The organism is Streptomyces sp. NPDC056479 (assembly GCF_042795335.1).
GTDB lineage: Bacteria > Actinomycetota > Actinomycetes > Streptomycetales > Streptomycetaceae > Streptomyces.
Genome location: NZ_JBHTRZ010000003.1, coordinates 188,377 through 205,686 on the forward strand (window position 1 = coordinate 188,377; position 17,310 = coordinate 205,686).

17 protein-coding genes are annotated in these 17,310 nt (G+C 71.6%); 7 read left to right on the forward strand and 10 right to left on the reverse strand.

Going from position 1 to position 17,310, the window contains the following annotated elements; genetic code table 11:
- Window positions 1–35 precede the first annotated feature (35 nt).
- From folK to ACFQ6S_RS12375, 5 genes are all read right to left on the reverse strand, one after another.
- Window positions 36–647 carry a 2-amino-4-hydroxy-6-hydroxymethyldihydropteridine diphosphokinase gene (gene folK / locus ACFQ6S_RS12355; protein ID WP_383406979.1) on the reverse strand — a complete coding sequence of 204 codons (612 nt, stop codon included), beginning with the start codon at window positions 645–647 and terminating at the stop codon, window positions 36–38.
- Complete coding sequence (gene folB / locus ACFQ6S_RS12360) at window positions 644–1,003, reverse strand: dihydroneopterin aldolase (protein WP_383406982.1); 360 nt, start codon at window positions 1,001–1,003, stop codon at window positions 644–646. Before folB ends, folK begins: the two co-directional genes overlap by 4 nt.
- Window positions 1,004–1,263: 260 nt before the next feature.
- On the reverse strand, window positions 1,264–1,767 hold the full coding sequence (locus ACFQ6S_RS12365; RefSeq protein ID WP_383406985.1) for a nuclear transport factor 2 family protein: 504 nt from the start codon (window positions 1,765–1,767) through the stop codon (window positions 1,264–1,266).
- On the reverse strand, window positions 1,764–2,642 hold the full coding sequence (gene folP / locus ACFQ6S_RS12370; protein ID WP_383406988.1) for a dihydropteroate synthase: 879 nt from the start codon (window positions 2,640–2,642) through the stop codon (window positions 1,764–1,766). Before folP ends, ACFQ6S_RS12365 begins: the two co-directional genes overlap by 4 nt.
- Window positions 2,643–2,745: 103 nt before the next feature.
- Complete coding sequence (locus ACFQ6S_RS12375; protein WP_383406991.1) at window positions 2,746–4,578, reverse strand: phosphatidylglycerol lysyltransferase domain-containing protein; 1,833 nt, start codon at window positions 4,576–4,578, stop codon at window positions 2,746–2,748.
- Between the two features lie 253 nt (window positions 4,579–4,831).
- Here ACFQ6S_RS12375 and ACFQ6S_RS12380 point away from each other — a divergent pair, with 253 nt between their 5' ends.
- Together ACFQ6S_RS12380 and ACFQ6S_RS12385 are read left to right on the forward strand one after the other, a co-directional pair.
- Window positions 4,832–5,950: an alpha/beta hydrolase gene (locus tag ACFQ6S_RS12380; protein WP_383406994.1), complete on the forward strand. Its 1,119-nt coding sequence runs from the start codon at window positions 4,832–4,834 to the stop codon at window positions 5,948–5,950.
- Between the two features lie 155 nt (window positions 5,951–6,105).
- A complete protein-coding gene (locus ACFQ6S_RS12385; protein ID WP_383406996.1) occupies window positions 6,106–7,443 on the forward strand; it encodes a hypothetical protein in 1,338 nt (445 codons plus the stop codon).
- Between the two features lie 9 nt (window positions 7,444–7,452).
- Here the strand turns inward: ACFQ6S_RS12385 and ACFQ6S_RS12390 are convergent, their stop codons facing one another.
- Window positions 7,453–8,787, reverse strand: a complete 1,335-nt coding sequence (locus ACFQ6S_RS12390; RefSeq protein ID WP_383406999.1) for a PH domain-containing protein — start codon at window positions 8,785–8,787, stop codon at window positions 7,453–7,455.
- Entirely contained in the window at window positions 8,784–9,302 is a 519-nt protein-coding gene (locus tag ACFQ6S_RS12395) for a PH domain-containing protein (RefSeq protein ID WP_383407002.1), read from the reverse strand. The genes ACFQ6S_RS12390 and ACFQ6S_RS12395 overlap by 4 nt, the downstream gene beginning before the upstream one ends.
- Window positions 9,303–9,333: 31 nt before the next feature.
- On the opposite strand from ACFQ6S_RS12395, the gene ACFQ6S_RS12400 reads away from it, so the two are divergent.
- Window positions 9,334–10,485 (forward strand): NADH-quinone oxidoreductase subunit D, encoded by a 1,152-nt coding sequence (locus ACFQ6S_RS12400; protein ID WP_383407005.1) that lies wholly within the window; start codon window positions 9,334–9,336, stop codon window positions 10,483–10,485.
- 52 nt (window positions 10,486–10,537) lie between these two features.
- On the opposite strand, the gene ACFQ6S_RS12405 is transcribed toward ACFQ6S_RS12400, so the two are convergent.
- Window positions 10,538–11,542 carry an SAM-dependent methyltransferase gene (locus ACFQ6S_RS12405; protein ID WP_383407008.1) on the reverse strand — a complete coding sequence of 335 codons (1,005 nt, stop codon included), beginning with the start codon at window positions 11,540–11,542 and terminating at the stop codon, window positions 10,538–10,540.
- Between the two features lie 118 nt (window positions 11,543–11,660).
- On the opposite strand from ACFQ6S_RS12405, the gene ACFQ6S_RS12410 reads away from it, so the two are divergent.
- The 3 genes from ACFQ6S_RS12410 (at window position 11,661) to ACFQ6S_RS12420 (ending at window position 14,311) form a co-directional block, all read left to right on the forward strand.
- Window positions 11,661–12,875 carry a sensor histidine kinase gene (locus tag ACFQ6S_RS12410; RefSeq protein ID WP_383407011.1) on the forward strand — a complete coding sequence of 405 codons (1,215 nt, stop codon included), beginning with the start codon at window positions 11,661–11,663 and terminating at the stop codon, window positions 12,873–12,875.
- Window positions 12,876–12,950: 75 nt separating this feature from the next.
- The gene (locus tag ACFQ6S_RS12415) at window positions 12,951–13,622 is read left to right on the forward strand and encodes a response regulator (RefSeq protein ID WP_383407014.1); all 672 of its coding nucleotides are present in this window, start codon (window positions 12,951–12,953) and stop codon (window positions 13,620–13,622) included.
- Window positions 13,623–13,678: 56 nt separating this feature from the next.
- Complete coding sequence (locus ACFQ6S_RS12420; protein WP_383407017.1) at window positions 13,679–14,311, forward strand: AAA family ATPase; 633 nt, start codon at window positions 13,679–13,681, stop codon at window positions 14,309–14,311.
- A 19-nt stretch (window positions 14,312–14,330) separates the two neighbouring features.
- Here ACFQ6S_RS12420 and ACFQ6S_RS12425 read toward each other — a convergent pair whose 3' ends face one another.
- Window positions 14,331–15,437, reverse strand: coding sequence for a DUF5937 family protein (locus ACFQ6S_RS12425; protein ID WP_383407020.1), 1,107 nt, complete (start codon window positions 15,435–15,437; stop codon window positions 14,331–14,333).
- A 168-nt stretch (window positions 15,438–15,605) separates the two neighbouring features.
- On the opposite strand from ACFQ6S_RS12425, the gene ACFQ6S_RS12430 reads away from it, so the two are divergent.
- Window positions 15,606–15,821 (forward strand): hypothetical protein, encoded by a 216-nt coding sequence (locus tag ACFQ6S_RS12430; RefSeq protein WP_383407023.1) that lies wholly within the window; start codon window positions 15,606–15,608, stop codon window positions 15,819–15,821.
- Here the strand turns inward: ACFQ6S_RS12430 and ACFQ6S_RS12435 are convergent.
- Window positions 15,811–17,115 (reverse strand): threonine aldolase family protein, encoded by a 1,305-nt coding sequence (locus ACFQ6S_RS12435; RefSeq protein WP_383407026.1) that lies wholly within the window; start codon window positions 17,113–17,115, stop codon window positions 15,811–15,813. The genes ACFQ6S_RS12430 and ACFQ6S_RS12435 overlap by 11 nt on opposite strands.
- Between the last annotated feature and the right edge of the window lie 195 nt (window positions 17,116–17,310).

Here is a 17,310-nt window from a genome sequence, read left to right on the forward strand (position 1 = left end):
GTCCCCGCGGATGGTGGTCGTCTTGACCTTAACGACTATTCGGGCAGCTGGAGTTCCAGGTCCGCCCGCGCCGCGACGCCATGCCGGGTGACCGTGCCGAGAAGGTCGGCGACCGCGCCGCGGCCCGGCAACTGGGCCTCGGGCTCCAGGTCGTGCCAGGGGGCGAGGACGAAGGCCCGCTCGTGGGCGCGCGGGTGGGGGAGGGTGAGCTGCGGGTCGTCGGAGACGACGTCGGCGTAGGCGACGATGTCGACGTCGAGGGTGCGCGCTCCCCAGCGCTCGTCGCGGATCCGGTGGAAGGCCTCCTCGACCGCGTGCGCGCGCTCCAGGAGGGAGGACGGGGGGAGCGTCGTCTTGAGGACCACGATCGCGTTGAAGTAGGAGGGCTGGGTGCCCGGCTCGACGCCCCACGGCTCGGTCTCGTAGACGGGGGAGACCGCCTTGATGCGCACGCCCGGGGTGTCCTCCAGCGCGTCGATGGCGCCCTGGAGGGTTTCCAGTCGGTTGCCGAGGTTGGCGCCGAGGGAGATCACGGCCCGTTTGGGGTTGTGGAGGGTGGTGTCGGCGGCGTCGACCTGGTCGACGACGGAGGCGGGTACCGGCTGTACGGTCGGGTCGCTGGGACCCTTGATGAAGGGCGCGGTCATACTCGGCTCCGGGTGATGGTGACGGTCACGTCGTCGAAGGGGACCGTGATCGGCGCGTCCGGCTTGTGGACGGTGACCTCGACCTCCTGGACCTCTTCGTGCTTCAGACAGGCCTGGGCGACGCGCTCGGCGAGCGTCTCGATGAGGTTGACCGGTTCGCCCTCGACGACGGCCACGACCTCCTCCGCCACGATGCCGTAGTGCACGGTCTTCGCCAGGTCGTCGTCGGCGGCGGCAGGACGGGTGTCCAGGCCCAGCACGAGGTCCACGACGAAGGTCTGGCCCTCCCTGCGTTCCTCGGGGAACACACCGTGGTACCCGCGGGCCTTCAGGCCGCGCAGCGCGACACGATCCACGCGAATCACTCCTGCAATCGTCGGTGACGGCCGGTCGGTGCCGTGTGCGGGCGGCACACCGGCCTCGAACGAATCTACCTGCGGGCACTGACAGGGCCGGGTCACGGGGGCGTGGCCCGGCCCGGGGCCGACAGGATTCATCGCGTGTTTCCCCTGGGGAATCCGGCGGCTCATGGGTTGGTAGCCGCCCCTACCCGCACACACGTGATTCCAACCACTTGTTGGTCCCGATGGTGGGTCCCTAGGGAGCGCCTACCCACTCAGGAGGGGGTCTCGTCGCTGTCGTCCTCGTCGTTTTCGGCCAGAACGGGTGAGGCGTGGTGGGACCACATCTTCCAGCCCTCGGGTGTGCGCCGGAACACGTTCGTGGCGACCACGAGCTGGCCCACGAGCGGGCCGAGCTCCTCGCCGGCGTCGGGTGCCGGGCCGCCGCTGAGGATGTTCTCGGTGCAGGTCACCAGGGCGGTGTCGCCGGTGACGGAGACGTGCACGTCGGTGAGGAAGAACTGGATGTAGTCGGTGTTCGCCATGATCAGCGCGTACGACCTGAGGACCTCTCCGCGGCCGGTGAGTACCGGCCAGCCGGGGTGTACGCAGGAGATCACGCCGGAGTCGGCCGGGTCGTGGTAGGTCTCGTCGACGCCGAGGTCGGACGGGGTGAGCCAGAGCGAGGACACCGTTTCGAAGTCGCCGCGCTCCACCGCTTCATAGAAGGCGGTGTTGGCTGCCTCCACTTGTTCGACGTCGGTGTGGGGGGCGCTCACCGGGCTCCTTCGGAGCCGCGTGCCTCTTCGATGGCGCGTGCGACGCGCACGGCGTCCGCGGTGGCGCGCACCTCGTGCACACGCACCGCCCACGCGCCGGCCTGTGCCGCGAGCGCCGAGACGGCGGCCGTGGCGGCGTCGCGTTCCCGGGCGGGCGGCGGCGCGGCCTCGGGGCCGGCGAGGACACGGCCGAGGAACCGCTTGCGGGAGGCGGCGACGAGAAGGGGGTGGCCGAGGCGGAGCAGGCGGTCGAGGTGGGCGAGCAGGACGAGGTCGTGCTCGGCGTCCTTGGAGAATCCGAGACCGGGGTCGACGACGACGCGGTCCGGGGCGATGCCGCCCTCCAGAACGGCCTCCACGCGCGCGTGCAGTTCTTCGACGACCTCGGCGACGACGTCGTCGTAGGTGCCCTTGACGTTCCCGCCTTCGAGGAAGCCGCGCCAGTGCATGACGACGAAGGGGGCGCCCGCGTCGGCGACGACCGGGATCATGGCGGGGTCGGCGAGGCCGCCGCTGACGTCGTTGACGAGGGCGGCGCCGGCGGCGAGGGCCTGCTCGGCGACGGAGGCGCGCATGGTGTCGACGGAGACCGAGACGCCCTCGGCGGCGAGGCCGCGGACGACGGGGATCACTCGGCGCAGTTCCTCGTCCTCGTCGACCCGGGTGGCGCCGGGGCGGGTGGACTCGCCGCCGACGTCGACGAGGTCGGCGCCCTCCTCGACCAGGGCGAGGCCGTGCTTGACGGCGGACGTGGTGTCGAACCAGCGGCCGCCGTCGGAGAAGGAGTCGGGGGTCACGTTCACGACTCCCATGACCGCGCACCGGTCCCACTGCGGAAGGCCCGCGACGCGCCCGCGTCCGCTCTGCTTGCTCATACGTTCAGCGTAGGCCCAGCAGGGGCCGTGAGGTGCCGTGGCCCGAGCGGCAGCCCAGGGGGGTGGGTGGGCTGCCGCTCGGGCCGGTCTCGGGTGGCAGCCGTCATGCCGCCTGTACGTCGCGCTCGGCCACCCGGTGCGCGCACGGGCGCGGAGCGGCCGTACGGCGGCGCAGGAAGCGCGGCAGGGGCAGGGCCAGGTTCACGAAGCCCTCCGCCTGCATGGCGGCGATGCCGAGGCGGGGCAGGTCGGCCGAGGCGCGGTAGACCACGAAGCGGGGCTCCCAGCGCGGCTGGAACTTGGCGTTGAACTTGTACAGGGACTCGATCTGGAACCAGCGGGACAGGAAGACCAGCAGACCCCGCCAGGCGCGCAGCACCGGGCCCGCGCCGATCTTCTCGCCGCGTGCCAGCGCCGAGCGGAACATGGCGAAGTTGAGCGACACGCGCGCGATGTCGAACTTCGGGGCGGCCTGGAGGGCGGCCACGATCAGCAGCTCGTTCATGCCGGGGTCCGCCGAGCGGTCGCGGCGCATCAGGTCGAGCGAGACTCCGTCGGTGCCCCACGGCACGAAGTGGAGGATCGCCTTGAGGTCGCCGTACGGGCCCGGCTCGTCGTCGGCCTTGTGGGCGGTGGCGATGAGGCAGTCGCCGTCGGCCGGATCGCCGACGCGGCCGAGCGCCATGGAGAAGCCGCGCTCGGTGTCGGTGCCGCGCCAGTCGTCCGCGGCCTGCCGGATGCGCTCCAGCTCGGTCTCGCCGAGGTCACGGATGCGACGTACCCGGGTCTCGTAACCGGCGCGCTCGATGCGCTTGACCATCTGACGCACGTTGCGCATCGCGCGGCCGGCGAGCGAGAAATCCGGGACGTCCACCACCGCCTCGTCGCCCAGTTCGAGGGCGTCGAGCCCGGTCTCGCGGGTCCAGACCTCGGCGCCGGTCTCGGAGCAGCCCATGACGGCGGGGGTCCAGGAGTGGGCCTTGGCCTCGTCCATGAAGCGCTCGATGGCGCCGGGCCAGGCCTCGACGTCGCCGATGGGGTCGCCGCTGGCGAGCATCACGCCGGAGACGACGCGGTACGTCACGGCCGCCTTGCCGCTGGGGGAGAAGACGACGGCCTTGTCGCGGCGCAGCGCGAAGTGGCCGAGGGAGTCGCGGCCGCCGTGCTTGACCAGCAGGGCGCGCAGTCGTTCCTCGTCGTCCTCGGTGAGGTGTGCGGCGGGGTGTTCGGGGCGGAAGGCGAAGTAGATCGTCGTGACCGCGGTGATCCAGCCGAGGGCGCCGAGCGAGAAGGCGACCGTCCAGGAGGTGTTGCCCTGGTAGTCGACCGGGCCCTCGAAGCCGAACAGGCCGTACAGGACGTGGGTGATGCGGTCGGCCAGGCTCGGGTCGCCGACCAGGGTGTTCGGGTGGGCGCTGACGATGATCAGCCCGAGGGCGAGCGAACCGGCGCCCATGAGAACGAAGTTGGCCAGCGCCCGCCAGCGGCTGCGCGGGTCGGGCAGGGCCTCGAACTGGTCGCGGTGGCGCAGCAGGGGTGCGAGCAGCGCGAGCGAGATCAGGACGCCGATGATGGAGTGGCGGTACGTGAACTGCGCCACCGCTCCGGCCGGCAGCAGGACGACGGCCGCGCGCCACGCCCTGCGCTTGCCGCGCTTGAGGCCGTGGGCGAGCAGCAGCAACAGCACGCCGGCGCTCAGCGAGAGCGCGGCCGCGAACGGGCCGGTGGCGCCCGGCAGTACCTCGGCGATGGCGTGCATACGGCTGTGCCGGAAGCGCGGGAAGACACCCGCGGCTATGTCCAGCAGGCCGACCAGGGCACAGGCCCTGCCGACGAGGACGGGGACGGCCTCGGGGCGCGGGCCGCGCATCAGGTGCCGTGCACGGCTCGACAGATGGCCTACCTGGCTCGATCGTTGAGGAACCTTGCCCGACATTTCCACATCTGTCCTGACAGACATCGCATCCCACTAGTTCTGCGAGAGACCTTGGATCCGGTGCCGATTCGGGCATCCGGCGACATTGCGCCCTCTAGGACGGTGTCTTGAGGGGAGAGGTTCACTCGGCTTCCCAAAACCGTTTCAAAGGCCAAGGAAAGTCCGGGGCAAGCCCTTGCGAAGGAGCGGGGGAGACGGCGCGGGCTGCAGGCCCGCGCGGTCCCGGGCGGAAAGTGCGGGCAGGTAACCATCGATGGGTCTCACGAGCGACAAGGTGCTGGCGCTGGCGGTGCTGGCCGCGTTCGGGCTGTTCGTCGGCACGGTGTGGCTGTGGCCACGGCTGGCGCGGCGGGGCCTGCGGGCGGTCGCCGGGCGCGTAGGGCTGCTGGTCGCCACGCAGTTGGCGCTCTTCGCGGCGGTCGGTCTGGTCGCCAACCAGGCCTTCGGGTTCTACGCCGGCTGGGCCGACCTGTTCGGGCAGGAGGACGAGCAGGGTGTCGTCGTGGACCACACGCCGGGCGAGGGGCCGCTGAAGGTCGTCGACACCCGGCGGGTGCCGGGGGCGGCGAGCGGCCGGGCGCAGAGCGGCGGACAGATCCAGAAGATCCGCGTGGTGGGCCGTACGACACACATCGCCACGCCCGCGTACGTCTATCTGCCGCCCGAATACTTTCAGCCGGAATATCGCGCGCGTACGTTCCCCGCGGCCGTCGTCCTCACCGGCTATCCGGGTACCGCCGAGGCGCTGGTGGACAAGCTCGACTATCCGCGCACGGCGGCCGGGCTCGTCGCCGCGGGCCGTATGGAGCCGATGATCCTGGTCATGATGCGGCCGACCGTTGCGCCGCCGCGGGACACGGAGTGCGTGGACATTCCCGGGGGCCCGCAGACCGAGACGTTCTTCGCGTCGGACCTGCCCGCCGCCGTGAGCGGCCGCTACCGGGTGGCCGGCGGGACGGGTGGCTGGGGCGTCATCGGTGACTCGACGGGCGGCTACTGCGCGTTGAAGCTCGCCATGCACCACCCCGCGGTGTACGCCGCCGGGGCGGGGCTCTCGGCGTACTACAAGGCGCCGATCGACGCCACGACGGGCGATCTGTTCCAGGGCGACGAGGAACTGCGCAATCGCGCGAACCTGTGGTGGTACCTCAAGCACATGCCCGCTCCGGACACTTCACTGCTTGTCAGCAGCAGCAAAGTTGGAGAATCCAACTACAAGGACACGTTGAAGTTCATTGCGCGCGTGAAGGCGACCGGGACGACCCGGATCTCATCGATCGTCCTCGAAAGGGGAGGGCACAACTTCAACACCTGGCGGCGGGAGATTCCGGGGACGCTGGAGTGGATGAGCGGGCGGTTGGGCGGCGGGTGACATGCCCGAACGGGCTTTGTGATCTTGGTTCGTGGTCAATTCGGCGGTGGATCGGTGGCGGAACTGATTCCTGATGTCGTGTGAACGACTCGGGATGGCTGTGTTTTTACGGGGCGGGGCTCCAAGATTCGCCTACGCGCGGTAAGTTTCTGGCCATGCCACGTGGACGTCACCGCCATTCACCGCCCTTGCACAGGCTGCTGCCCCCGTCGGCGATCGCAGGCGTATCCGTCGTCTGTGCGCTCGCCCCCTGGGTGTTCACCGAGCCAATGGCGTTGCGCGGCCTTGCCGCGGCCGCCGCGACGACGGCGGTCGTCGGTGGGGTCGTCATGCGCCGCTGGGACTCACAGGCGGGCAAGCAGGTCGCCGACCTCACGCGCGCGCGGGCGAGCGACGAGTGGCGGCACGAGGAGCGGGTCGCCGAGCTGGAGACCGACCTCGAGGAGTCCCGCGAGCTGCGCATGAAGCTGGAGCAGCGGCTGCGGGGCAAGCGGACGGAGCTGGCCGGGCTGCGCAATGAGCATGCGGCGCTGCTGCGCCGGTACGCCACGGCGGAGACCGAGCGGGCGACCGTCCTGGAGGAGCGCCGGGTCCTGGAGATAGAGGCGACCGCGCCCGCGCGCGCGCTGCCGCCGGCGCCGGTTGACGGCGCCGAGGCCGAGGGGGCGGGGGCTGTGGCTGCCCCGGCTGAGGAGGCCGCGGAGTCTGCGGAGGCCGAAGAGGCCGCTGAAGCCGCCGAAGAGGTCGCTGACGTCGCCGAAGAGGACTCGGACCCTTCTGGGGTCTTCTCGCCGGAGGGGTCCCGGCTGTTTCTGCGGGCCAAGGCGGCGTTGGCGCGGTTCGACGAGGACGGTGAACCGGCGGAGGACGAGTCCCGCAAGAACGAGTCCCCGAAGAACGACGACGCTGCGAAGGGGCTGAAGGGCGAGGCCCCGAAGGACGAGCCCCCGAACAACGAGCCTCCGAACGGGGGCGGTCCCTCTGACGGTGAGTCGGTGCAGGACGATTCCGGTGCCGTCGAGGCGGAGGCGACCGGCGGGTCCGAGACGGAGACCGCGCTGGAGGACGACCCGCAGGGGAAGTCCGAGGCGGCCGACGGGCATGAGCACGCGGCCGCCGTCACCCCGGCAGACGCGGTCGCCACGACGCGACCGGCGCTGCCTCCCGCCAAGCAGCCCTCGGGGCACTTCATCGCGCCGACCGCCGTGGCCGTCGCACCGGCCGCGCCCGTACGGCGTCCGGCGATCGAGGGTGGGTTCGACTTCTTCGGTACGAAGACGGAGACGGAGTCCTTCACCCTGGAGTCCGTCCAGAACGAGGACCTCGCCGATGTCGTCGGCCAGGAGGCCCTCGCCCTGCACAAGGCCGAGTCCGAGGCCGAGTTCAAGCCGGTGGACGAGGGGTCGCGGGGCATCGGCCAGGTCATCGATCTGACGGCTCATGACGAGACGGAACAGATCGATGTGCAGGGGCTGCGCAGCGCCGTTTCCTGACCCCTGCGCTCACGCCATCCAGCGGTCCGGGCGGGCGTCCCGGCGTCCCGTGCGGGACCTCTCCGCCTGCCCGCGCAGCAGTTCCGCCGCCTCCTCCACGCCCCTCAGACGGGCTGTGACGGTCTTGTTGGCTCCCGTGTCCACGTGGACGTCGGCGACGGCCCAGAGGCGCTTCCAGGGGCCCTGAGCCAGTCGTACGCTCTGCACCTTCGCGTGCGGGACCAGGGCGAGGCTTCTGCGCAGGAGGCCGGTCCGGGCGGCGAAGACCGCGTCCGTGACGGCGAGGCCGTATCCGCGCCACCACAGGGGCACACAGCGCGCCGCACGGTGCGGTGGACGGGACAGGGACGCGCCACTCGGGACGGTCACCCCGGGCAGCACCCGGGCTATGACCGATTCGGCCACCTCGCGCGGGGCGACCGGGAGCAGGACGGAGTTGGAGGAGCCCGCCACGTCCAGTTCCACCCGTACCCAGCCGCGTCGACGCCACAGGAGCGGCTCGACGATCCGCACGGTCTGGACACGGCCGGGCGGCACCGTCTCGTGGGCGCGGTCGAGCAGGCCGTGGTCGATGCGCAGGCCGTCCTGGGACTCGCCCACCGTCCAGTCGTATTCGGTGACGAAACGCCCCACGCTGCTCGCGCCCGCCGCGCCGAAGAGGGGGATCGCGGTCGCCAGGACCGTCCACGCGCTCCCGGTGGTCAGCCAGAGGATCGTCGGTACGACCACCGCGCAGGCCAGCGTTCCCCAGGTCGTGCCTGTCAGGACGAGGGAGGTGGCCAGCACGGCGGGGGGTACGCGCAGAAGCTGTTGGGAGGGCGCCTCGCCTATCTCGTGTGCCGTCTCGGGGGCGAAACCGGCGGCACGGGCGAGGAGTTCCGCGCGGAGGGTGCGTGCTTCATCGGCGCCGAGGAAGGCCAGTTCGTCCTTCTTGCCCGTGCCTATGACGTCCAGTTTGAGCTTCGCGACGCCCGCCACGCGCGCGAGCAGCGGCTGGGTGACGTCGATGGCCTGGATGCGTTCCAGCCGGATGTGCGCGGTGCGCCGGAACATCAGCCCGGTACGGATGCGCAGCTCCGTGTCGGTCACCGCGAAGTGCGTGAACCACCAGGTGAGGAAGCCATAGAGGGCCGCTGCGGGGAGCAGTACGGCGAGGGCGAGCAGAAGGGTGGTCGTGGTCAGCTTGGTGAGCTGGCGTTGCGCCTGGTCCGGGTCGTGCACCGCCCAGCCGATCAGTACGGCGACCGGTGCCCACGCGCGCCTGAGCGGGGTGACGGGGTGCAGTCGGCGTTCGGTCACGGAGCGCTGTTCCCGGACGGCGTCGTCGACGCCGGGCGTCGTCACAGGCCCGCCGATCGGGCCTCGCCGAGCTCGGTGAGCCGGTCGCGCAGCCGTTCCGCCTCCGCCGGGTCCAGGCCGGGGATCGTGGCATCGGTCGCGGCGGCCGCCGTGTGCAGTTGCACGCTGGCCAGGCCGAAGTGGCGCTCCACGGGGCCCGAGGTCACCTCGACCAGCTGCATACGGCCGTACGGCACCACGGTCTCCTCGCGCCACAGCACGCCCCGGCTGATCAGCAGGTCGTCGGCGCGCTCGGCGTAGCGCCACGAACGCCAGTTGCGGCCGAGCATCACCCAGCCCCACGCCATCACTGCCAGGGGCAGCACTGCGAAGCCGGCCCAGACCGGGCCGGCGAGCATCCCGAGCAGCAGGGCCAGGCCGATCGTCAGCAGCCCCAGCCACACCACCAGCAACAGCCGGCGCATGCGGAGCAGACCCGGCGGCAGCCCGGTCCACCCCGGTTCGGCCGCCGCCCGCTCGTCCCCCGCCGTACCCGTGTTCTCCGGGCTCCCCGTCTCCATGGGCCCAGCGTACGTAGGAGAGACTGTGTCCATGACTCCTACGACGGAGACCATGGTCGGCATCGGCGGCGCCGCGGAGAGCACCGACATGGTGCTCAACATCGGCCCCCAGCACCCGTCCACGCACGGCGTGCTGCGCCTCAAGCTCGTGCTGGACGGTGAGCGCATCACGCGCGCGGAGCCCGTGATCGGCTATATGCACCGTGGCGCGGAGAAGCTCTTCGAGGCCCGTGACTACCGGCAGATCATCATGCTGGCCAACCGCCACGACTGGCTGTCGGCCTTCTCCAACGAACTGGGCGTCGTCCTCGCCGTCGAGCGCATGCTCGGCATGGAGGTGCCCGAGCGGGCCGTGTGGACCCGGACCCTGCTCGCGGAGCTCAACCGGGTGCTCAACCACCTGATGTTCCTGGGGTCGTATCCGCTGGAGCTGGGCGGGATCACGCCGATCTTCTACGCCTTCACCGAGCGCGAGGAACTCCAGCATGTGATGGAGGAGGTCTCCGGTGGGCGGATGCACTACATGTTCAACCGGGTGGGCGGCCTGAAGGAGGACCTGCCGGCCGGGTGGACCACACGCGCGCGTACCGCCGTCGCCGATGTGCGCTCGCGCATGGACCGCTTCGACGACCTCGTGCTCGGCAACGAGATCTTCCGGGGGCGCACGCGGGGCGTGGGCGCCCTCACGCCGGAGGCCGTGCACGCGTACGGCGTGAGCGGGCCGATCGCGCGCGCCTCGGGCGTGGACTTCGACCTGCGTCGCGACGAGCCCTATCTCGCCTATGGCGAGCTGGGGGACGTGCTGAAGGTGGTGACCCGCGAGGAGGGTGACTGCCTCGCCCGCTTCGAGTGCCTGCTGGAGCAGACGCACAACGCCCTCGACCTCGCCGACGCCTGCCTCGACCGTCTCACCGAGCTGCCGCCGGGGCCGATCAACCAGCGGCTCCCCAAGGTGCTGAAGGCCCCCGAGGGCCACACATACGCGTGGACCGAGAACCCGCTCGGCATCAACGGCTACTACCTCGTCAGCAAGGGCGAGAAGACCCCGTACCGGCTGAAGCTGCGCTCGGCGTCGTACAACAACATCCAGGCGCTGGTCGAGCTGCTGCCGGGGACGCTGGTCGCGGACATGGTGGCCATCCTGGGGTCGCTCTTCTTCGTGGTGGGGGACATCGACAAGTAGCAGGTGGGGCGGGCAGGGCAGCGACGGAGGGCGGACCCGGCCGCCGGTCCGGTCAGTCCGCCGGTCCGGTCAGTACGTTCGGAATTCCCACCGGCTGCACCAGCCAGCCGAAGTCCCCAAGACCGCCCGTCGCGGTCAGCTCGGCCGCCTCGCCCGCGGCCGCGAGGGCTCGTACGTACTCGGCCGGGCGGGTCGAGGCCAGTTCGAGCGAGGGGCGTGCGCCCGTGATGCTCAAGGCGCGCAGGGCCTCGCGCTGGGACAGCAGGCGCGCCCCGGGCAGCGCGCACGCGTCCAGCGCCACATGTGCCGTGAGGTCGCAGGAACCGTCCGGGACGGGTGCCGTCTCGCGGCCCTCGCGGAAGCCGGTGAGGGTGCCGAAGGGCGGCCGGTTCGCGGCCGTGTGCGCGTAGTCCACGGCTACCGCGAGTCCCCGGTCCACCGTGCCGACCGCCGCGGCCCAGGCCTCGTCCCGCGGCAGGCCGATCTCGGCCCGCGTGCCGTCCGCGGCGCTCGCCAGCGGCCACCACCGGTCGAGCCACTCCGCCTCCGGCCCGGCGACCGGCTCCCCGAGGCGTTCGGTCCCGTCACGTCGTACGAGGACCCGGCGCGGTACGCCCGCGGAGTCCACCTCGGCGACCTCCACGGGCACGTTGTCCAGCCACTCGTTGGCGAAGAGCAGGCCGGTGCTCCGGGGCGGCGGCTCGGGGAGCCACTCGATCCGGTGACCGAGGGCCTGCGGGCGGTCGGCGATCTCGACGGCGTACGCACGCGTGCGTGCCGCCACCTCGGCGGGCAGGGCGGCCAGGACGCCCGTGACCAGCTCGCCACGGCCCGCCGCCATGTCGACGAAGTCGAGCGTCGCGGGCCGGTCCAGGGCCTCGTCGACGCGGCACAGCAGCCGGGCTACCGCGCGGGCGAAGAGCGGCGAGGCGTGGACGGACGTACGGAAGTGGCCGGCCGGTCCCTCGGGGCGGCGGTAGAAGCCCTCCGGCCCGTAAAGAGCGGCTTCCGCTGCCGCCCGCCAACCGTGCCACTCACCCGTCGCCTCCGCTGTCACCGGCCCAGGCTAAGCGCACAGAGGAACGCAGCCTCCACCTTGCGGAGTACGCGCGCGGGGTGCGGATCGGCCCTCCGGTTGACCCCTGCACACATCTGCCTTCCCTACGCTGGGTTACGTGCAGCGCCTCTATGACTTCATCCGCAGGCACCCGACATGGGTCGACAGCTTCTGGGCCGTCTTCCTGCTCGGGATCTCTGCGGTCACCGTGGCCGTCCGGGACGAGGGCGGACAGAACCCTCCGGGCACGGACTCAGAGGCGCTCATCATCGTGGTGGTCCTGCTGCTGTGCCTGGTCATCGCGCTGCGCCGGCGCATGCCGGAGAAGATGCTGCTGCTGGCCGTCGGCGTGGGCGTGGCACAGCTGGTGCTGAACGTGGCGACCACGCCCGCCAACTTCGCCTTCCTGGTGATCACCTACACCGTGGCCGCGACCGGCGCCCGCTGGGCCTCCCGGCTCGCGCTCGGCGTGGGCCTGTGCGCGGCGCCGCTGGCACAGCTGCGCTGGCCGGAGCAGGACTCCAGCGTCCTGGGCAACATCGCCCTGGTGATCTTCCTGACGGTGCCCTTCGCGCTCGCCTGGGTGCTCGGCGACTCGATCCGCACCCGCCGCGCCTACTACGAGCAGCTGGAGGAGCGCGCGACCCGGCTCGAGAAGGAGCGCGAGGCGCAGTCCAAGGTCGCGGTCGCCGCCGAACGCGCCCGGATCGCGCGCGAGCTGCATGACGTGGTCGCGCACAACGTCTCCGTGATGGTGGTGCAGGCCGACGGCGCCGCCTACGTCCTCGACTCCGCACCGGACCAGGCCAAGAAGGCCCTGGAGACGATCTCCTCCACCGGCCGCCAGGCCCTCGCCGAGATGCGCCGCCTGCTCGGGGTGCTGCGCACCGGCGAGCACCAGGAGAGCGGCGAGTACGTCCCGCAGCCCGACGTCGAGCAGATCGACGAGCTCATCCAGCAGTGCCGCACCTCCGGCCTGCCGGTCGACTTCAAGGTCGAGGGCACCCCGCGCCCGCTGCCCAGCGGCGTCGAGCTGACGGCGTACCGCATCGTGCAGGAGGCCCTGACCAACACGCGCAAGCACGGCGGGCCCAACGCGGGCGCCAGCGTGCGACTGGTCTACTTCGACGACGGTCTCGGCCTGCTCGTCGAGGACGACGGCAAGGGCGCCCCGCACGAGCTGTACGAGGACGGCGGCGCCGACGGCCGGGGGCACGGCCTGATCGGGATGCGCGAACGCGTCGGCATGGTCGGCGGCACCCTGGACGCGGGGCCGCGCCCGGGCGGAGGATTCCGCATCAGTGCGCTGCTGCCGCTCAAACCAGCACACTGATCCCTGAACCATGCTCCTTGTTGACACCTGTAACGGCCCTGTAGACGGATACGAAAGACACGGAAGAGGACCCCGATGGCGATCCGCGTGATGCTCGTCGACGACCAGGTGCTGCTGCGCACCGGGTTCCGGATGGTGCTCGCCGCCCAGCCGGACATGGAGGTCGTCGCGGAGGCGGGCGACGGCGTCGAGGCCCTCGAGGTACTGCGCTCGACCGCCGTCGACGTGGTGCTGATGGATGTGCGCATGCCGAAGCTGGACGGCGTGGAGACCACCCGCCGTATCTGCTTGGACGAGGACCCGCCCAAGGTGCTGATCCTCACCACCTTCGACCTCGACGAGTACGCCTTCTCCGGGCTGAAGGCGGGCGCCTCCGGCTTCATGCTCAAGGACGTGCCGCCCGGCGAGCTGCTCGCCGCCATCCGCTCGGTGCACAGCGGCGACGCGGTGGTCGCCCCGTCGACGACCCGGCGCCTGCTGGACCGGTTCGCGCCCATGCTGCCGTCCACCGGCAAGGAGCCCCAGCGCAAGGAGCTTGAGCGGCTCACCGACCGCGAGCGCGAGGTCATGGTGCTGGTCGCCCAGGGCCTGTCCAACGGTGAGATCGCCGCCCGGCTGGTGCTGTCCGAGGCGACCGTGAAGACCCACGTCGGCCGCATCCTGACCAAGCTGGGGCTCAGGGACCGGGTGCAGGTGGTCGTCCTCGCGTACGAGACGGGTCTGGTACGGGCCGGCGGGCACGGCTGAGCCCGGAAGCCCGGGGACCTCACGCGCGCGTGACGCGGAGGCACTAGGGTCTGCGCATGCTCCTGTGGATCAACGGCCCCTTCGGGGGCGGCAAGACACAGACCGCACACGAGATCCAGCGCCGTCTGCCCGGCAGCGTCGTCTGCGACCCGGAGCATGCCGGGTTCGGCCTGCGGCGCATGCTCCCGCCCCAACTGCGCGGCGACTTCCAGGACCTGGCGTCCTGGCGGCAGGGCGTCGTCGAGGTCCTCGACCTCGCCCTGACCAAGCACGACGGGACGGTGATCGTCCCCATGACGGTCACGAACCCCGGCTACTTCGCCGAGACGGTCGGGCGGTTGGGTGAACTCGGCCATGACGTAAGGCACTTCACCCTCCTCGCCGAACGCGCGACCGTGCTGAAGCGGCTGCGCGAGCGCGGCTTCGGGCACCTCCTTCAGTACGTCGCCGGAAAGAACTCCGGGCTGCGGCGGGAGAGCTGGGCCGTCCAGCAGCTAGACCGCTGTCTGGAGCGGTTGCGCGAGCCGGAGTTCGCCGAGCATCTGTGGACGGACCACTCGACGGTGCCGAAGACCGCGGACCGTGTGGCCGTCCTGGCCGGGCTGCGGCTGCGGCCCAACAACGAGGGCGCGCTGCGGACGCGGCTGCGGCAGGCGGGGGTCGGGTTCAGGCACATCCGGTTCGACTGACGGCCGCGCGCTGTGGGCGCTATCTGAGGATGCCTTCGAGGAAGTCGCTGCCCAGCCGGGCCACCACCGTCACGTCCAGCTGGTGCAGGACGTAACGCCCGCGGCGGCGGGTGGTGATCAGGCCCGCCTTCTTCAGGACGCTCAGGTGCCGGGATATCTCCGGTGCCGTGATGCCGTGCACCTGCGCCAGCTCGCCCGTGGTGTAGGCGCTGCGGGCCAGGTTGCGGCAGATGCGCATCCGTACGGGGTGGGAGAGCGCGGTCATCCGCAGGGCCAGCTGATCGACCGTGGGCGGGGCGGCCAGCTCGGGGGAACCGACCGGGTAGTGCAGGACCGGCTGCCAGGCGTAGCGGTGCAGGACCATCAGGTGGGGCCAGCCCAGGCTCGTCGGGACGAGGAGGAGGCCGCCGTCGCCCACGGCCGTGTGGCCGTCGCCCAGCTTGTCGATCGTGATCCGCGCGGCGCTCTCGTCGAGGGTCACCGCCGGGGACACCGCGGCCAGCGCGTCCGCGAGGCCCTTGTGGCGCAGGAGGTCCGTCTTGTGACGGGCGTCCGTGGCGAGCTGATGGCGCAGCCGGGACCAGGTCTCGGCGAAGAAGGCCTCGTCGCAGTCCTGGAGGAACTGGCGCAGCCAGGCCCGGATCCGCGGCGGATCGAACAGCAGCCGCTCGCTGAACCGCATCTGCTGCGGCCCGCGCGCGGCGGCGAGGTCCAGCGCGCGCCGCCGCACCTCGGCGTCGGAGAGCGCGTCGGGCCCGCGCGTGCTGTACGGCAGGGCGCAGGTGAACTCCAGGGCCGCGTCCACGAACTGCTCGTCCGTGAGTTTGTCCAACTGGTCCAGCTCCTCCGCCAGCGTGGCGCCCGGCAGGGTGCTGCGGCCCCGGATGCCGGCGAAGGGCAGGAAGAGGTCGGAGAACGTCGACCGCCACAGGAAGTCGGCCTCGCACATCCGGTCGGCCAGGTGCGAGTCCAACCGGGCCGTCACGCCCGTCACCCAGCCCTGCAGCCCGGGATGGTGCCCCGGCTCCGCCAGCGCGTGCAGCGCCATGCCGAGCTCGGCCAGGGGCGAGGGCACGACGGCGAGCCTCTCCGGGCGCAGCCCCGTGATGTCGATGGTGACGCTCATGTCCTTCATGGTGCACCCCGCCACTGACAACGCGGCCGTCGATTGACGGCGGCCGTCAATCGACGCGACGGGGGTGCCGTACCCGGCGCAGCCTGGGACGACCGGGGCAGCCGCGGAGCCCGAACACCACCCAGTCATGTCTCCTACGTCCCGAGAAGGCGACCAGCCATGAGCATCACGCAGCACTACCTCCTCGACACCTACCGTGCCAGCCAGCTCGGCGAGGCCGCCCCGCCGGCGCCGGGCAGCCACGACTGGCAGGTCGTGCGCGAGTTCCGCGACCACCGGCAGTTCCGGGCCGTCGTCGCCGGACGCCCGGCCCATGGGCGGCTACGGCACGCTCTGGGGCGGTGGCTGCATCTGCGGCCGCGCTCTACCCACTGACGTCGGTCAGCCGTCGCACGAACCCGGCTACGGCCTCCCGCACGTCGTCGGCCGTCCACTCCAGCGCGGCGGCCCGTACGTAGACCTCGGTGAAGGCCAGACCCGGCCCCTTGGCCTCCCAGCCGCCTGCGAACAGGACGGTCTTCGTCTCCTCCGCCTGGCGGATGGCCGCCTCCGCGAGGGCGTCGGCGTCGTACGGCAGCCAGACCTGGAACTCGTTGGTGTGCGGCGGCTCGGGGTGCACCCGCGTCCACGGCACCCCGGCCGCCGCGAACCCCTCGCGCAGCGCGGCGGCCACCACGCGCGCGTGGGCCACGTACTCGGGCAGCCGGGGCAGCTCCCTGCGCAGACCGGCGAGGGCCGACAGCGCGGTCGGGAACTGCTGGAAGATCGTGCCGCCGTACCGGTGCCGCCAGGCCTTCGCCTCGTCCACCAGCGTCTTCGGACCGGCGACGGCGGCGCCGCCGAAGCCGTCGAGGGACTTGTAGAACGACACGTACCCGCTGTCCGCCAGGTCCGCGATCTCCGCCAGCGGGCGGCCGAAGTGGACCGTGGACTCCCACAGGCGCGCGCCGTCGAAGTGCACCACCGCCTCGCGCTCCCGCGCCGCCTCCACCACCTCCGTGAGCTCCTCCCACGTCGGCAGCACGAAACCGGCGTCCCTGAGGGGCAGTTCGAGCATCAGCGCCCCGAAGGGCTCGTCGAAGTCACGTACCTCGGCGGCGGTGGGCAGCCGCGGTTCGCTCGTCACGCGGACCGGGCGCAGGCCGCCCACCTCGCTGAACGCGTTCCTCTCATGCACCTCGGGGTGGGCGAGCGCATGCAGGGCGACGGTCGGGTTCCCGGTACGGCCCGCCCAGCAGCGCAGGGCGACCTGCTGGGCCATGGTGCCCGTCGGGAAGAACGCGGCGGCCTCCTTGCCGAGCAGAGCGGCGGTCTTTTCCTCCAGGGCCTCGACGATGCCGTCGCCGTAGAGGTCCGACGACTCGTCGAGGTCGTGCAGGTCCAGCGCACGCGCCTCGTCCAGCAGCGCCAGGCGCTCACGGAGGGTGCCCAGGAAGCCGGGGCGCGCGAGCACGCGCCGCGCGCTGCGGTAGGCGACGATGCGCCTTTCACGGCGCCGCTTGCGCCGCTCGTCGTCCGACACCTGCTCGTCCGACAATTGCTCGCCGGACGGTGCCTCGTCCGGTGACGGCCGGCCCGTTGACGCGTCGCCCGATGATCGCCGGCCGGGTGATGCCTCGTCCGGCGCCGCCCCTGCCCGCTTCCCGCCCTGCTCCGCCGTATCGCTCATGCCCCGGATCATCCCGTGCGCCCGCCCACGCGGGCACCCGCATTTCCGTACACCGGCGCTTGCCCCGGCCCTCGCACCGGCACGCGCGCCGGGACGTGTGGTAACCCACAGCCTGTGGACAACCGAACGCCTCTCGAACCAATCGCGTTAACATGACGAGAAATCGTCCGGTACCCAGAGCGGACTGGAACGGGA

Bases quoted from the DNA above. Each gene is read 5' to 3' on its own strand.
- folK (WP_383406979.1), bottom strand. From the start codon at position 647: ATGACCGCGCCCTTCATCAAGGGTCCCAGCGACCCGACCGTACAGCCG.
- folP (WP_383406988.1), bottom strand. From the start codon at position 2,642: ATGAGCAAGCAGAGCGGACGCGGGCGCGTCGCGGGCCTTCCGCAGTGG.
- ACFQ6S_RS12375 (WP_383406991.1), bottom strand. From the start codon at position 4,578: ATGTCGGGCAAGGTTCCTCAACGATCGAGCCAGGTAGGCCATCTGTCG.
- ACFQ6S_RS12380 (WP_383406994.1), top strand. From the start codon at position 4,832: ATGGGTCTCACGAGCGACAAGGTGCTGGCGCTGGCGGTGCTGGCCGCG.
- ACFQ6S_RS12385 (WP_383406996.1), top strand. From the start codon at position 6,106: ATGCCACGTGGACGTCACCGCCATTCACCGCCCTTGCACAGGCTGCTG.
- ACFQ6S_RS12395 (WP_383407002.1), bottom strand. From the start codon at position 9,302: ATGGAGACGGGGAGCCCGGAGAACACGGGTACGGCGGGGGACGAGCGG.
- ACFQ6S_RS12400 (WP_383407005.1), top strand. From the start codon at position 9,334: ATGACTCCTACGACGGAGACCATGGTCGGCATCGGCGGCGCCGCGGAG.
- ACFQ6S_RS12415 (WP_383407014.1), top strand. From the start codon at position 12,951: ATGGCGATCCGCGTGATGCTCGTCGACGACCAGGTGCTGCTGCGCACC.
- ACFQ6S_RS12420 (WP_383407017.1), top strand. From the start codon at position 13,679: ATGCTCCTGTGGATCAACGGCCCCTTCGGGGGCGGCAAGACACAGACC.
- ACFQ6S_RS12425 (WP_383407020.1), bottom strand. From the start codon at position 15,437: ATGAGCGTCACCATCGACATCACGGGGCTGCGCCCGGAGAGGCTCGCC.
- ACFQ6S_RS12430 (WP_383407023.1), top strand. From the start codon at position 15,606: ATGAGCATCACGCAGCACTACCTCCTCGACACCTACCGTGCCAGCCAG.
- ACFQ6S_RS12435 (WP_383407026.1), bottom strand. From the start codon at position 17,115: ATGAGCGATACGGCGGAGCAGGGCGGGAAGCGGGCAGGGGCGGCGCCG.